Annotated in this window: 12 protein-coding genes; 6 read left to right on the forward strand and 6 right to left on the reverse strand. The window is 66.5% G+C overall.

The window, feature by feature from the left end; translation table 11 throughout:
- Positions 1 to 39 precede the first annotated feature (39 nt).
- Positions 40 to 309: a BufA2 family periplasmic bufferin-type metallophore gene (gene bufA2 / locus AC3WOS_RS22675; protein ID WP_492718774.1), complete on the reverse strand. Its 270-nt coding sequence runs from the start codon at positions 307 to 309 to the stop codon at positions 40 to 42.
- A gap of 259 nt (positions 310 to 568) precedes the next feature.
- Here bufA2 and AC3WOS_RS22680 point away from each other — a divergent pair, with 259 nt between their 5' ends.
- Positions 569 to 1,180: an OmpW/AlkL family protein gene (locus AC3WOS_RS22680; protein WP_492718776.1), complete on the forward strand. Its 612-nt coding sequence runs from the start codon at positions 569 to 571 to the stop codon at positions 1,178 to 1,180.
- Here AC3WOS_RS22680 and AC3WOS_RS22685 read toward each other — a convergent pair.
- Positions 1,177 to 1,677, reverse strand: a complete 501-nt coding sequence (locus AC3WOS_RS22685) for a DUF2244 domain-containing protein (RefSeq protein WP_492718778.1) — start codon at positions 1,675 to 1,677, stop codon at positions 1,177 to 1,179. The two genes, AC3WOS_RS22680 and AC3WOS_RS22685, sit on opposite strands and share 4 nt — an antisense overlap.
- Positions 1,678 to 1,807: 130 nt before the next feature.
- Between AC3WOS_RS22685 and AC3WOS_RS22690 the strand changes: the two genes are divergently transcribed.
- Complete coding sequence (locus tag AC3WOS_RS22690) at positions 1,808 to 2,359, forward strand: hypothetical protein (RefSeq protein WP_492718780.1); 552 nt, start codon at positions 1,808 to 1,810, stop codon at positions 2,357 to 2,359.
- A gap of 338 nt (positions 2,360 to 2,697) precedes the next feature.
- On the opposite strand, the gene AC3WOS_RS22695 is transcribed toward AC3WOS_RS22690, so the two are convergent.
- Both AC3WOS_RS22695 and AC3WOS_RS22700 read right to left on the reverse strand, forming a co-directional pair.
- Positions 2,698 to 4,335, reverse strand: coding sequence for a methyl-accepting chemotaxis protein (locus AC3WOS_RS22695; RefSeq protein ID WP_492718782.1), 1,638 nt, complete (start codon positions 4,333 to 4,335; stop codon positions 2,698 to 2,700).
- A 149-nt stretch (positions 4,336 to 4,484) separates the two neighbouring features.
- Positions 4,485 to 5,486: an aldo/keto reductase gene (locus tag AC3WOS_RS22700; RefSeq protein WP_492718784.1), complete on the reverse strand. Its 1,002-nt coding sequence runs from the start codon at positions 5,484 to 5,486 to the stop codon at positions 4,485 to 4,487.
- A 141-nt stretch (positions 5,487 to 5,627) separates the two neighbouring features.
- Here AC3WOS_RS22700 and AC3WOS_RS22705 point away from each other — a divergent pair, with 141 nt between their 5' ends.
- Together AC3WOS_RS22705 and AC3WOS_RS22710 are read left to right on the forward strand one after the other, a co-directional pair.
- Positions 5,628 to 6,536, forward strand: a complete 909-nt coding sequence (locus AC3WOS_RS22705) for a LysR family transcriptional regulator (RefSeq protein ID WP_492718786.1) — start codon at positions 5,628 to 5,630, stop codon at positions 6,534 to 6,536.
- 30 nt (positions 6,537 to 6,566) lie between these two features.
- The gene (locus tag AC3WOS_RS22710) at positions 6,567 to 8,237 is read left to right on the forward strand and encodes a M20/M25/M40 family metallo-hydrolase (RefSeq protein ID WP_492718788.1); all 1,671 of its coding nucleotides are present in this window, start codon (positions 6,567 to 6,569) and stop codon (positions 8,235 to 8,237) included.
- Positions 8,238 to 8,389: 152 nt separating this feature from the next.
- On the opposite strand, the gene folE is transcribed toward AC3WOS_RS22710, so the two are convergent.
- Both folE and nudC read right to left on the reverse strand, forming a co-directional pair.
- Entirely contained in the window at positions 8,390 to 8,953 is a 564-nt protein-coding gene (gene folE, locus AC3WOS_RS22715) for a GTP cyclohydrolase I FolE (protein WP_492718790.1), read from the reverse strand.
- An 84-nt stretch (positions 8,954 to 9,037) separates the two neighbouring features.
- Positions 9,038 to 9,862 (reverse strand): NAD(+) diphosphatase, encoded by an 825-nt coding sequence (nudC, locus tag AC3WOS_RS22720; RefSeq protein WP_492718792.1) that lies wholly within the window; start codon positions 9,860 to 9,862, stop codon positions 9,038 to 9,040.
- Between the two features lie 372 nt (positions 9,863 to 10,234).
- On the opposite strand from nudC, the gene AC3WOS_RS22725 reads away from it, so the two are divergent.
- The gene (locus AC3WOS_RS22725) at positions 10,235 to 12,709 is read left to right on the forward strand and encodes an O-linked N-acetylglucosamine transferase family protein (protein WP_492718794.1); all 2,475 of its coding nucleotides are present in this window, start codon (positions 10,235 to 10,237) and stop codon (positions 12,707 to 12,709) included.
- Positions 12,710 to 12,720: 11 nt separating this feature from the next.
- Positions 12,721 to 13,515 carry a hypothetical protein gene (locus tag AC3WOS_RS22730; RefSeq protein WP_492718796.1) on the forward strand — a complete coding sequence of 265 codons (795 nt, stop codon included), beginning with the start codon at positions 12,721 to 12,723 and terminating at the stop codon, positions 13,513 to 13,515.
- Positions 13,516 to 13,523 lie beyond the last annotated feature (8 nt).

Here is a 13,523-nt window from a genome sequence, read left to right on the forward strand (position 1 = left end):
CCGCATGGGTGGGCGCGCCGGCTGCCGGTCCGACGACGCTTACTTGTCCAGGTCGACGATCTTGCCCTGCTTGGCGAAGCACTCGCCGGCCTTGGACTTGAGGAAGCCGTGGCCCTTGCACACGTTCTGGCCCTTGCACGCGTTTTCCGCCGTGGCGCAATCGCTGGTGCCCTTGCAGCTGTTGATGCCGGCGCAGTGCACGGTGTCGTCGGCGGCGATGGTGCTGGTGGCGGCCACGGCGGCGCCGGACAGGGCCAGGGCGGCAACGGCGGCGGCAATCAGGGCGGCGGATTTGGTGGTGGTGTTCATGTTGTTCTCCAGGTGTGGTTGAGTGATGGACAAAGCGTCCCGTCCCGCCCTGCGCCCCCATGGCGCGCGGCGTGGACTTGCAGCTCTGTCGCCCCGCCACGCCGATTACTTACACACCCGACAAAAAATATTCGTCAAATCAAGCCGGCCGCGCTAGCCCGCTACCAGCCGGACAATTTTGACCTACATCAAAGTTTTTGCGGCACCGCATCAATACACTGGTTGCGTTACTTCAATGAAACAAAGAGAGGAAATAAAAATGCAAAAGTCTGCAGCAGCAATCATTCTGGTCTCCCTCGGCATGCTGGCCGGCAACGCAATGGCAGAGCAAAGCCCATGGATGGTGCGGGCGCGCGCCGTGCACCTGGATCCGGCCGACAAGTCCGACCCGGTCGGCGGCGTGGGCGCATCGGACCGCATCGGCGTCAGCTCCAAGACCATCCCGGAAGTGGACATCTCCTATTTCTTCAGCCCCAACCTGTCGGCCGAGCTGGTACTGACCTACCCGCAAAAGCATGACGTGACCCTGGACGGCGCCAAGATCGGTACCTTCAAGCACCTGCCGCCAACGCTGCTGGCCCAGTACCGCTTCATGCCCGACGCCCAGATCAATCCCTACGTCGGCGCCGGTATCAACTACACCAACATCTCGAAGGTCGAACTGCTGAACGGCGCAGGCAGCCTGGAGCACAAGAGCTTCGGCCTGGCCCTGCAAGCGGGCGTGGACTACAAGATCGACAAGAACTGGTCGCTCAACTTCGACGTGAAAAAAGTGCAGATCCGCAGCGACGTGTTCATCAGCGGCACCAAGGTCAGCAACGTGCAGATCGACCCATGGCTGGTGGGTGTGGGCGTGGGCTACCGCTTCTAAGCCGGCCAGCCGTCCATCAGTTCGCGCTGCAGCTCCTGCGCGAACTGCCGCCGTCGCGCCTCGGTCACAAAACGGCCGAGCGCGACGCGCTCCCCCTGCGCTTCCAGTCCGATCAAGTCACCGGCCCGCCGCGGCCAACGCACCCGCAACCAGCGGGGATCGAGCCGCACCGAGCGGCACAATACACCTCCCGCTACCACCTCGACCTGCAAGCCCAGTCCACTGAGCACGATGCGTTCGCGGTCGTCGCGATGGCGCGCCTGATGGGCGAAGGCCAGCGCCAGCGCCGCCTGTTCCAGCACCGCGTAGCACAGGATGGGCCAGTAGCCGGCCAGCAAGGTCAGCGGCACGGCCACGGCCAGCGAACCGGCGCACAGCGCGCCCCAGGCCCAGGCCATCTGGCGCGCCGACAGCGCGCACTGGCGCTGCAACAGCCACTCGCGCCGTTCTTTCTGCAAGTCGCGCGGCATGGGCACCTCCTGGTGGTCGATACGCACGGTTCTGCCTGCACTGGTTCTGCTTGCATTATTTCACGATTGGCCCCGTTGCGCAGCACGCCAAGGGGGACGCCGGCCGCCATCCCGTGCAGCTATAATGCAACAACCGTTTTCCCTATGGACACCCGCCATGCGCAAGATCCTGCTCGCCACCCTGCCCCTGCTGCTGACGGCCTGCGTCGACGACTCGGCCTCCTACTACGTGGGCGGCAGCGGCAGCAGCCACGCGCTGACCGTGAAACGGGAACAGGAACATGTGTGGAAGCGTGAAGCGGCCGTCTCGCTGATCCTGTCGCGCTGGCCGGACTGCCAGCGCCGCATCAAGCTGGGCAGCATGCCGGCCAAGGAAGTGGAGATCGAACTGTTCGGCCTGGGCGAGCAGACCTGGATACTACGCGAAGGCAATCAGCTGTGGCAGGTGGAGACGCAGACCTGCACCGAACTGCCCGAGCCCAAGGCGGAAGCGGGCGACCTGCTGGGCGTATTCCGCGTGGAAGGGGGCAAGCTGGTGTTCGTGCCGGCCGTGCCGGCCACGGACGGCGCGCCGGGCGCGGCAGGCACACCGGGCGCGGCGGCCGACGGCCAGGGCGGAGGCCAGCCCGACGACAGCCAGGCTGCTGCGCCGGCGGAAGCGGGCACGGCCGGCGGCCTCGCCCCCGCATCCGGCCAAGCCGCCAATTGACGAGCGCGGCCTGTCGCCCGGCCGCCGCCCCTGAGCAAATAGCGGCCGCAAACAGAACATGGGGACGTAACACGGTTTCGGAAATTGGGACGTAACGCAGTTTTTAGAAAAAGGGGTACGTCCCCATTTCCCCGTTTTTGACAAATGGGCTACGTCCCCATTTTCGCAAAAAAGGGGGACGTAGTACGGTTTCGGGAAATTGGGACGTGACGCAGTTTTCAATAACCGTATTACGTCCCGCCTTTTTTGAAACCGTGTTACGTCCCCGTTTATTCCCTTAGCAAATAGAAAATGGGGTACGTCCCCATTTTTCAGACCGGGCCGAGGCGACGGCGGCGCTAGCGCGACAGCGCGACCCGGCGCGCCGGCTTGGCCAGGCGCACCGGCGCTGCCGCGGCCACGGCCGGGGCGGCGCGGCCACCTTCGCCGCTCAGGCGGAAACGGGCTACCAGCTCGGCCAGGTGGGCCGCCTGCTCCTGCATGCTGCCGGCCGCCGCCGCGGCCTGTTCCACCAGCGCCGCGTTCTGCTGCGTCACGCTGTCCATTTCCGTGATGGCCATGTTGACGTGGCCGATGCCCGTGCTCTGCTCGGTCGAGGCGGCCGTGATCTCGCGCATGATGGCCGTCACGCGCGACACGCTGGCCACCACCTGGTCCATGGTCGTGCCGGCCTGGGCCACCAGGGCGCTGCCGGCGTTGATGCTGTCGACGGAGTCGCCGATCAGGGTCTTGATTTCCTTGGCCGCCGCCGCGCTGCGCTGGGCCAGGTTGCGCACTTCCGACGCCACCACGGCAAAGCCGCGGCCCTGCTCACCGGCCCGGGCCGCTTCCACGGCCGCGTTCAGGGCCAGGATGTTGGTCTGGAAGGCGATGCCGTCGATCACGCTGATGATGTCGACGATGCGGGTGGCCGAGGCGTTGATGGTGTCCATGGTCTGCACCACTTGCGACACCACGCGCCCGCCCTGCTCGGCCACGGCCGAGGCCGATTCGACCAGCTGGTTGGCCTGCACCGCGTTGCTGGCGTTCTGGTTCACGGTCGAGGTCAGCTCCTCCATCGAGGCAGCCGTCTGTTCCAGCGAACTGGCCTGCGATTCGGTGCGGGCCGACAAGTCCATATTGCCGGTCGCGATCTCGGCCGAGGCGGTGGCGATGGTTTCCGCGCTGTGGCGGATCTCGCCGATGGTGTCGGCCAGCTGGTCGCGCATGGTTTTCATGCCATACAGGATGCTGGCGCGGTCGTTCTCATGAGTCTTGACAGCGGCGCTCAGGTCGCCGCTGGCGATGCGGCGCGCCACTTCGCCCGCATATTCGGGGTCGCCGCCTATGGTATGGCGCAGGCTGCGGTTGACCACGCTGACGATCAGCGCCAGCACGGCGCATACGCCCAGCAGCACGGCGCCCGAAGTCAGCAGCGAATTGCGGAAGGCGGTGTCGATGTCGTCCACGTACACGCCCGTCACCAGGTGCCAGTCCCACGGCCCGTAATGGCCCACCCGGCTCAGCTTGGGCACGGGCTCGGCCGCGCCGGGACGGGGCCAGTAGTAGCGCACGAAGCCGCCGTTGTCGGCGCTGTTGCCGGCGGCGACGATGTCGCGGTAGATGTAGTTGCCCTTCGGGTCCTGCATGCCGCTCATGTCCTTGCCGTCCATCTCGGACTTGATCGGATGCATGATGACGACGGAGTTGGAATTGTTGATCGACAGGTAACCGTCGCTGCCGTAACGCAGGCTGCGGATCACGGCCTTGGCCCGGGTCTGCGCTTCTTCCTTGCTCAGCGCGCCGGACGCCACCTGGGCGTCGTAGCCCTTGACGATGCTGAGCGCGCCATCGACGATGTTGCGCAAGTCATTGCTGCGTTCCTCGATGCGCACGTCGCGCGCGTGGAAGGCGTCGACGATAAAAATCACCGTTATACACAACAGGCTGCAAATTAACGGTACCCACAGTTTTTGTTGGAATGACAGGCGATTCACGGCTAGCTCCTTAGTTGACAAGAAGAAAGAATACGCCGAATCACGGACAAGAGCTATCAGCCAAATCACTGACTATCATTCATGTTGTTTATTTGTCGTAGACATCTTGACAGGGGCGGAGCGCCGTATCGCGCTCCGCCCGGCCGCCGTCAGGCGCGCCGTTCGCTGTCGAGCAGGGCCACGGCATGCTGGTTGTAGCGGGCCCCGGCGGCCGCGCCGGCCGGCACGGCTTGTGCCAGCCGCGCCAGGTCGGCCGCCGACAAGGTCAGCCCGGCCGCGCCCAGCGCCTCGGCCAGGCGGACCCGGCTGCGCGCGCCCACCAGCGGCACGATATCGGCTCCCTGCGCCGCCACCCAGGCGATGGCCAGCTGGGCCACGGACACGCCCAGCCCGGCCGCGATGTCACGCACCTTGTCCACCAGCGCCAGGTTGTGGCGCAGGTTCTCGCCCTGGAAACGGGGGCTGTGCTGGCCGCGGAAATCGCCTTCGCCGGCGCGCTGGGCCGTCCAGTGCCCGCTGATCAGGCCGCGCGACAGCACGCCGTAGGCCGTGACGCCGATGCCCAGTTCGCGGCAAGTCTGCAGGATGCCATCCTCGATGCCGCGCGAGATCATCGAATACTCGATCTGCAGGTCGCTGATGGGATGCACGGCGTGGGCCCGGCGCAGCGTGTCGGGCCCCACCTCGGACAGGCCGATGTGGCGGATCAGGCCGGCCTGGACCAGCTCGGCCATGGCGCCCACCGTGTCCTCGATGGGCACGGCCGGGTCCAGCCGGGCCGGGCGGTAGATGTCGATGTAGTCCACCCCCAGCCGCTGCAGCGAGTAGGCCAGGAAGTTCTTCAGCGCCTGGGGACGGTTGTCGACGCCGCTCCAGCCGCCCAGCGGATCGCGCAGGGCGCCGAACTTGACGCTGATGACGGCCTGCTCGCGCCGCCGTCCCGCCAGCGCCTCGCGCAGCAGCAGCTCGTTGTGGCCCATGCCGTAGAAGTCGCCCGTGTCGAGCAGGGTGACGCCCGCTTCCAGCGCGGCGTGGATGGTGGCGATGCTTTCGGCGCGGTCGGCCGGACCATACAGGTCCGACATGCCCATCAGGCCCAAGCCCAGTTGCGCGACTTGCGGTCCGGTGCTGCCCAGTTGACGTGTTTGCATGATGTTCTCCAGTTCGGTGAGGGGGCCGCGCCGGGCCGGTAATGGCCGGCCAGGACGGCGCGTTGAACACATTATGCTATTATCGAATCAGGCAATAAACGCTGTAATTCCTATTACTTTATTCGACAAAAATTAATAATCATGGACCAGCTGAAAGCCATGCATATCTTCAAGGCCGTGGCCGACAGCAAGAGTTTCACGCTGGCGGCCCAGCAGCTGGACTTGCCCAAGCCCAGCGTGACGAACGCCGTGCAGGCCATCGAACAGCAGCTGGGAGTACGCCTGCTGCATCGCACCACGCGCAAGGTCAGCCTGACGGTGGAAGGGGCCCTGTACCTGGACCGCTGCAGCGCCCTGCTCAACGACCTGGACGACCTGAACGGGCTGTTCCTGGGCGACGGCCGCCAGCCGGCCGGCAGCCTGCGGGTGGACTTGCCGGAACGGCTGGCGCACCAGGTGGTGATCCCGGCCCTGCCCGACTTTTTCCAGCGCTATCCGGAGATCCAGGTCAAGCTCGGTTCGCGCGACCGCTACGCCGACCTGGTGGGCGAAGGCATCGACTGCGCCGTGCGCGGCGGCGTGCTGCGCGACTCCACGCTGGTGGCGCGCAAGGTGGCCGACATGGAACAGATCAACGTGGGCGCGCCGGCCTACCTGGCGCGCTACGGCCGGCCGCAGACGCTGGCCGACCTGCGCCGGCACTGGGCCGTCAATTTCTTCTCGAGCCAGACGGGGCGCGACCTGGACTGGGAATACGTGGACGGCGACGGCGTGCCGCGCACGCTGACCATGCGCAGCCAGGTCTCGGTCAGCGGCACGGAAGCCTACCTGGAGAGTTGCCGGGCCGGCCTGGGCCTGATCCAGTCGCCGCGGCTGGGCATGCTGGACCTGCTGGCGGCCGGCGCGCTGGAGGAAGTGCTGCCCCAGTTCCGGCCCGCGCCGCTGCCGCTCCACATCGTCTATGCCCACAACCGCCACCTGTCGCCGCGGGTGCGGGTGTTCGTCGACTGGCTGGCTGATGTGCTGTTGCAGCATTCTGTGTCAAAATAAGACATTCTTTCCGCCAACCAACCACCCCTGATGACATTCCACCCGTATGCGGCGCTGCTGGCGCTGTGCGCTTGCGCCGCCGGCGCCGCCGCGCCGCTCAAAGTCGACACCGACGCCATGCTGTCCCAGATCACCACGCTCGCCTCGGACGAGTTCGAAGGGCGCGCCCCGGCCAGCCGTGGCGAGACCGTCACCATCGACTACCTGCAGCAGCAACTGAAGAAGCTGGGCCTGGAGCCGGGCAACCCGGACGGCACCTATCTGCAGGCCGTGCCCATGGTGGGCATTTCCAGCCATCCCACGCTCAGCTACAAGGCCGGCGACGGCGCCGCCGTCAAGCTGGCCTATCCGGACCAGTTCGTGGCCTGGAGCGCCCGCCAGGACAAGCAGGTGAACGTGGCCGATTCGGAGCTGGTGTTCGTCGGCTACGGCATCACGGCGCCCCAGTACCAGTGGGACGACTACAAGGGCGTGGACCTGCACGGCAAGACACTGGTGGTGCTGATCAACGACCCGCCCCTGCCCGACCCCAGGCATCCCAAACAGCTCGACGCCAGCCAGTTCGGCGGCAAGGCCCTCAGCTATTACGGGCGCTGGAACTACAAGTTCGAGATGGCCGCCAGGCTGGGCGCGGCCGCCGTGCTGATCGTGCACGACACCAAGCCGGCCGGCTATCCGTACGAGGTGGCGCGCAGCAGCCTGGCGCGCGAAGTGTTCACCATCAAGACCAAGGGCCCCCATGCCGCCTATCCGCCGCTGGCCGGCTGGCTGCCGCTGGAGCAGGCGCGCGCCATCTGCAAGGCCGGCGGGCAGGACTTCGACCAGCTGCAACACCGCGCGCTGGGACGCGACTTCAAGCCCGTGACGCTGGGCGTCAAGGTCACCATGGGCGCGCAGAACACGTGGCGCGAAGTGGTGTCCAACAACGTGGTGGCCAGGATCAGCGGTGCCGATCCGGCGCTCAAGAACGAATACGTGATCTACAGCGCGCACTGGGATCACTTCGGCATCGACACTACGCTGCCGGGGCCGCGCACGCAGCAGATTTTCCACGGCGCGCACGACAACGCCTCGGGCGTGGCGGCCCTGCTGGCCGTGGCCAGGGCGTACAAGGCGCTGCCGGCGCCGCCCAAGCGCAGCATCGTGTTCCTGTTCACCACCGGCGAAGAGCGGGGCCTGCTGGGCGCGCAATACTACGCCCGCAACCCGCTGTACCCGCTCAACAAGACGCTGCTCGACATCAACGTGGACGGCATGAACCTGTGGGGCCGCACGCGCGACGTGGAACTGACGGGCATGGGGCGCAGCAGCGCGGAAGACATCGTCGTCGCCGCCGCCAAGGCGCAGGGACGCACCGTGCATGGCGAGCTCAACCCCGAGCTGGGCGGCTACTTCCGCAACGACCAGCTCGAATTTGCCCGGGCCGGCGTGCCGGCGCTGATCCTGCGCGGCGGCACCCAATACACGGGCAGCGGCGCCGCGGCGGCGCTGACCCGGCGCCAGGCCTACACGGCCAACCAGTACCACACCGTGCATGACGTGGTGGAGCCGGGCTGGGATATGCGGGGCGCCGCGCAAGACATCGACTTGCTGTACCGGGTCGGCTACCAGGTCGCGCAAGGGAGCGCGTACCCGCAGTGGAAGCCGACGGCCGAATTCAAGCAAGCCCGCGAACAATCGCTGGCCGCGCGCCCCAAATAAGCGCCCCGGCGCAAAAAATGGGGACGTACCCCATTTCTTTGGCCGCCGTGCCGTGCGATGGCGGCTTCAAAAAAAGGGGTACGTCCCCATTTTTCGCGAAATAAGCGCCCCGGCGAAAAAAAATGGGGACGTACCCCATTTCTTTGGCCTGGCTACTCGCGCGCCAGGGCCAGGAATTCCGTGCGCAGCCCCAGGTTGGGCTGCAGCTCGCCCAGCATGGCCGAGGTGATGGTTTCTTCGCCCGGGGTGCGGATGCCGCGGCTTTCCATGCACATGTGGCGGCACTTGACGACCACCCCCACCGCCTTCGGCTCCAGCACTTCCATCAGCGCGTTGGCGATCTGGATCGTCATCCGTTCCTGCACCTGCAGCCGCTTGGCGAAGCAGTCCACCAGCCGGGTCAGCTTGGACAGGCCGACGATCTTGCCGTTGGGCAGATAGCCGACCGTGGCCTTGCCGAAGAACGGCGCCAGATGGTGCTCGCAGTGGCTGTAGACGGGGATGTTCTTCACCACGATCAGCTCGTTGTACTCTTCGGCGCCATCCTCGAATGCCTTCAGCAGTTCGACCGGATCCTGCTCGTAACCGGAGGTCCAGTGTTTCCAGGCCTTGGCCACCCGGTGCGGGGTTTCGGCCAGGCCGGGACGGTCCGGATCTTCACCGAGGGTGGTGAGCAGGCGGCGCCAGTCTTGTTCCGTGAAAGCTTCTTTAGACATGATGATGTGAGACCATAAAAATAACGATTGCCGCAAGTATATAGAAAATGCGGGCGGCACATCGGCTGGCCTCCCGGTCCGGCCTCAGCGCCCGGGCGGCCGGTGCGCGTTGATCAGCTCGGCGGCGATGGACACCGTGACGGGCATGTCTGGCCATGCATCGTCGGGCCCGAACCAGCGCGCGTCGGCGATTTCGGCCGGATCGACCCGGATCTCGCCGTCCAGGTAGTCGGCCGTGAAGGCGATCATCAGCGAGTGGGGGAAGGGCCAGGACTGGCTGGTGAAGTAGCGCAGGTTGTGCACCCGCAAGCCCACTTCCTCATACACTTCGCGGTGCACGGCTTCCTCCACCGATTCGCCGGCCTCCAGGAAGCCGGCCAGCGCCGTGTAGCGCTTATAGGGCGCGTTGGCGTGCATGGCCAACAAGACGCGGTCGCCGTTGCGGATCAGCACCATCATGGCCGGCGAGATGCGCGGATAGGCGCTCAGGCCGCAGGCCGGGCACTGGTAGCAGCGCTCGCCCGCCTGATGCCGCATGGGACTGGCGCAGGCGCCGCAATAGCGGTGGGTGCGGGCCCATTCGGCCAGCTGCACGGCGCGCCCGGCCACGCCCAGGAAACCGTCGTCGCACACGCCGAACAGGGCGCGCAGGCTGTGGAAACCATAGGCCGGGTCCGGCACGGCGTCGCTGTCCAGCCAGGCCGCCTGGTAGTACTGGCCGTCGAGCATGCCCACCGGGTGGATACGCTCAGGCGCCACGCCCAGCTGGGCGAGCACGGCCGGCGGCGGCAAGGCCAGGTCGCTGTTGCACAAAAGCAACTGTCCGCGGTACACGAGGAAGGTGCGGGCGGCGGCGCCATCGGCCAACGGGCGGATCAGGGGGGAGAAGGCGGCAGGAGTATGGAGCATAAGAGACCATGGGGGCGGCAGCGCGCGGGACGCTCATCTTACCGTGATTCCGGCATGGTCACACGGGCCGGCCGGGCCGGTCCGGCAAGCCCGGCCATTGGACCCTGTGGCCGGGCGCGCACCAGGCGACAGCGGCCTCGGCGGGACACGGTATGGAGCACGTCCGCCCCAGCGGAAAAGTTAACCGGGGCCAATCTGTTATGGTTTAAAATAGATCGACATGCGAAACTCCGCATGGTGCCGGCTCTTACAATCGCTACCGTATCGGGCATAGCCCCCGGTGCCCTACGATACATGATGAAAAACACAGTCGAATCTCTCCGGCAAGATCAGCTTTCAGCGTTACAAGCCTCCCTGAACGGCAACGACCTGGTGCACAGCGTCACACTGGCCGACGCCCTGATTGCCCAGCAGGCACTGCCGATCGCTCCACTGTTCAATCTGGCGCAACAATTGACCGATCACGGTCAAGGCCGGCAAGCGGCCGCCCTGTATCAGCGTTGGCTGCAAGGCAGCCAGGATCCGGCTGCCTACGCCGTGCTGTTCAACCTGGGCGTCACGCTCAGCAATCTGCAGGACGATGCGGGCGCCGAGCGCGCCTACCGCCAGGCGCTGGAGCGCAAACCGGACTTCATCGAAGCCCACCTGAACCTGGGCACGCTGCTCGAACGGCACGGCAACGCGCTCGAAGCGCTGACGCTGTGGAACCGCGTCACCGCCCTGGCCTCGCCGGCCGTGGCGGCCGACCGGCCGTTCTACATCCAGGCGCTCAACAACATGGGACGCTTGCTGGAACTGCGCAAGCAATTGCCCGAAGCCGAGGACATGCTGACCCGCAGCCTGCTGGCCGACCCCAAGCAGCCCAAGGCCCTGACCCATGTGATCCATCTGCGCCAGAAGCAGTGCAAATGGCCGATCTATGCGCCCCTGCCTGGCGTCGCTGCGCAGGACATGCTCGCGGCCACCTCGGCGCTGGCCGTGCTGAGCGCCTCCGGCGACCCGCAAACCCAGCTCGAAGCGGCCCGCCGCTTCGTGGCCGAAAAAGTGATGGTGCCCCATACGGCGCTGGCGCCGGCCGGCGGCTACGGCCACCGCCGGCTGCGCATCGGCTACCTGTCGTCGGACTTGCAGGCGCACGCGGTGGCCATCCTCACGGCCGAGCTGTACGAACTGCACGACCGCCAGCGCTTCGAGATCTACGCCTTCTCCTGGAGCAACGAGGACGGCACGCCGCTGCGGGCGCGCGTGGTCAAGGCCATGGACCACTACGTGCCGATCGCCGGCATGAGCGACGAGCAGGCCGCGCGCTGCATCCGCAGCCACGAGATCGACATCCTGGTCGACCTGCACGGCCTGACGCTGGGCACCCGGCCCGACATCCTGTCCTGGCGCCCGGCGCCGCGCCAGCTGACCTACCTGGGCTTCCCCGGGCCGACCGCCCTGCCCTGCATCGACTACGTGATCGCCGACCGCTTCGTGCTGCCGCCCGAGCTGGCGCCGTTCTTCACGGAACAGCCGCTGTACCTGCCGCACACGTTCCAGATCAACGACCGCCAGCGCCAGATCGGCCCGCGGCCCACGCGCGCGGCCTGCGGCCTGCCGGACGACGCGTTCGTGTTCTGCTGCTTCAACAACAATTTCAAGATCACGGAAACCATCTTCGCGGTCTGGATGCGCATCCTGCAGCGCAGCCCGGGCAGCGTGCTGTGGCTGGTGGCCGACCACGAATCGGTGTGCGCCAACCTGCGCGCGGCGGCCAGCCGCCTGGGGGTGGACCCGGCGCGCCTGTACTTCGCGGGCCGGGTCGGCCCGGCCGACTATCTGGCGCGCTACCAGGTGGCCGACCTGTTCCTCGACACCGACACCTTCAACGCCGGCACCACCGGCAGCGATGCCCTGTGGGCCGGCTTGCCGCTGCTGACCTGCGCCGGCCGCACCTTTTCCTCGCGCATGGCCGGCAGCCTGCTGCACGCGGCCGGCCTGCCCGAGCTGGTCACCCACACGCTGGCCGACTATGAGGAACGCGCCGTGGCGCTGGCCAACGACCGGCCGCAGCTGGCGGCGCTGCGCCAGCGCCTGGAGCAGAACCGCCTCAGTTGCCCCCTGTTCGACAGTCCGCGTCTGGTGCGCGACCTGGAAACCCTATTTGAGAGGATCGCCGTGCAGCCACTGGAAGACATGAAGCAGACCGCCATCAACAATATCCACAACGTGGATGTGCTCAACATGATGCGTCCCGGCCTGCCCAGCGTGGTGGAAGTCGGTTCCAGCAGCGGCGCCCTGGCGCTCGCTTACCGGGCCAACAATCCGGCCACCAAATACACGGGCATCGAAATCGTCGAGGAATACGCCGAAGCGTCGCGCCCGAACTGCACCGACGTCATCTGCGGCAACGTCGAGCACTTGAGCGACGCCGTGTTCGCCGACCTGGCCGACGCCCAGTGCTGGGTGTTCGCCGATGCGCTGGAACACCTGTACGACCCGTGGAAGCTGCTCAAGCGCATCCGCCTGAACGCGGCCGGACCGCTCGAGATCGTCGCCTGCATCCCCAACATCCAGCATTGGGGCATCCAGTCCTGCATCAACTCGGGCAATTTCCTGTACCAGGACTCGGGCTTGCTGGACCGCACCCACATCCGCTGGTTCACCCGCGTCTCCATCCTGCACATGTTCCAGAGCTGCGGCTACCAGGTGACGGCGATGACGGTGCGCCGCTTCCACGACCCCAGCGAGGCCACCCTGGCCGCGATCCGCCAGATGGCCGTGGCCGGCGGCGCCGACCCGGAACAGGCCGTGGCCGACGCGCTGGTGTTCCAGTACGTGGTCAAGGCCGTGGCCCTGCCCTGATGGCGCGCTCCATGACCCCGGTGCATCTGTATCACATCGCCTATTCCGAGGCGACGCTGGCGGCCGTGCCGCCCGGCTTCGCGGTGCTCGACAACATGAGCGGCTTGCGCAACGACTGGCGCGAATACTGGCCGATGCGCCGCTTCCTGCTCGAGCAAACGCTGGACGAGACGGCCTACTACGGCTTCTTCTCGCCCCGTTTCCAGGAAAAGACCGGCCTGAACGCCGAGCAGGTGCGCGCCTTCGTGCGCGACGCCGGCGACGCGGACGTGGTCTCGTTCAGTCCCCAGGTCGACATGGGCGCCTTCTTTCTCAATATTTTCGAGCAGGAAGAGCTGTTCCAGCCCGGCTTTGTCGCGCTCAGCCAGCAATTTGTCGCGGCGGCCGGGGTCCAGGCCGACCTGGCGACGCTGGTGATGGATAGCCGCCACATTATTTTCAGTAATTACTTCGTGGCCCGGCCCCCGTTCTGGCGCGCCTGGCTGGCAATCAACGAACAGTTGTTCGCCCTGTGCGAACAGGGCGACCACCCGCTGCGCGCGGGGCTGACCGCGGCCACCAGCTATCCCGGCGCCGTGCAGCGCAAAGTGTTCCTGATGGAACGCATCGCCTCGCTGCTGCTGGCCACCGATGGCGGCTGGACCGGCAAGGCCTACAATCCGTTCGGCCTGGCCTGGTCGGCCAGCCGCCTGAACCAGTTCCGGCTGGAAGCGGTGCTCAGCGATGCCCTGAAAATGGCCATCCGCGAGCAAGGCTACCCGGAATACTATCAAGCTTACAGCGCCATGCGCGACAAGCTGCGCTGAGCGAGCAA

This window comes from Rugamonas sp. FW305-51, assembly GCF_058786935.1.

Coding starts and splice junctions, on each gene's coding strand:
- bufA2 (WP_492718774.1), bottom strand. CDS start 309: ATGAACACCACCACCAAATCCGCCGCCCTGATTGCCGCCGCCGTTGCC.
- AC3WOS_RS22680 (WP_492718776.1), top strand. CDS start 569: ATGCAAAAGTCTGCAGCAGCAATCATTCTGGTCTCCCTCGGCATGCTG.
- AC3WOS_RS22690 (WP_492718780.1), top strand. CDS start 1,808: ATGCGCAAGATCCTGCTCGCCACCCTGCCCCTGCTGCTGACGGCCTGC.
- AC3WOS_RS22700 (WP_492718784.1), bottom strand. CDS start 5,486: ATGCAAACACGTCAACTGGGCAGCACCGGACCGCAAGTCGCGCAACTG.
- AC3WOS_RS22705 (WP_492718786.1), top strand. CDS start 5,628: ATGGACCAGCTGAAAGCCATGCATATCTTCAAGGCCGTGGCCGACAGC.
- AC3WOS_RS22710 (WP_492718788.1), top strand. CDS start 6,567: ATGACATTCCACCCGTATGCGGCGCTGCTGGCGCTGTGCGCTTGCGCC.
- folE (WP_492718790.1), bottom strand. CDS start 8,953: ATGTCTAAAGAAGCTTTCACGGAACAAGACTGGCGCCGCCTGCTCACC.
- nudC (WP_492718792.1), bottom strand. CDS start 9,862: ATGCTCCATACTCCTGCCGCCTTCTCCCCCCTGATCCGCCCGTTGGCC.
- AC3WOS_RS22730 (WP_492718796.1), top strand. CDS start 12,721: ATGACCCCGGTGCATCTGTATCACATCGCCTATTCCGAGGCGACGCTG.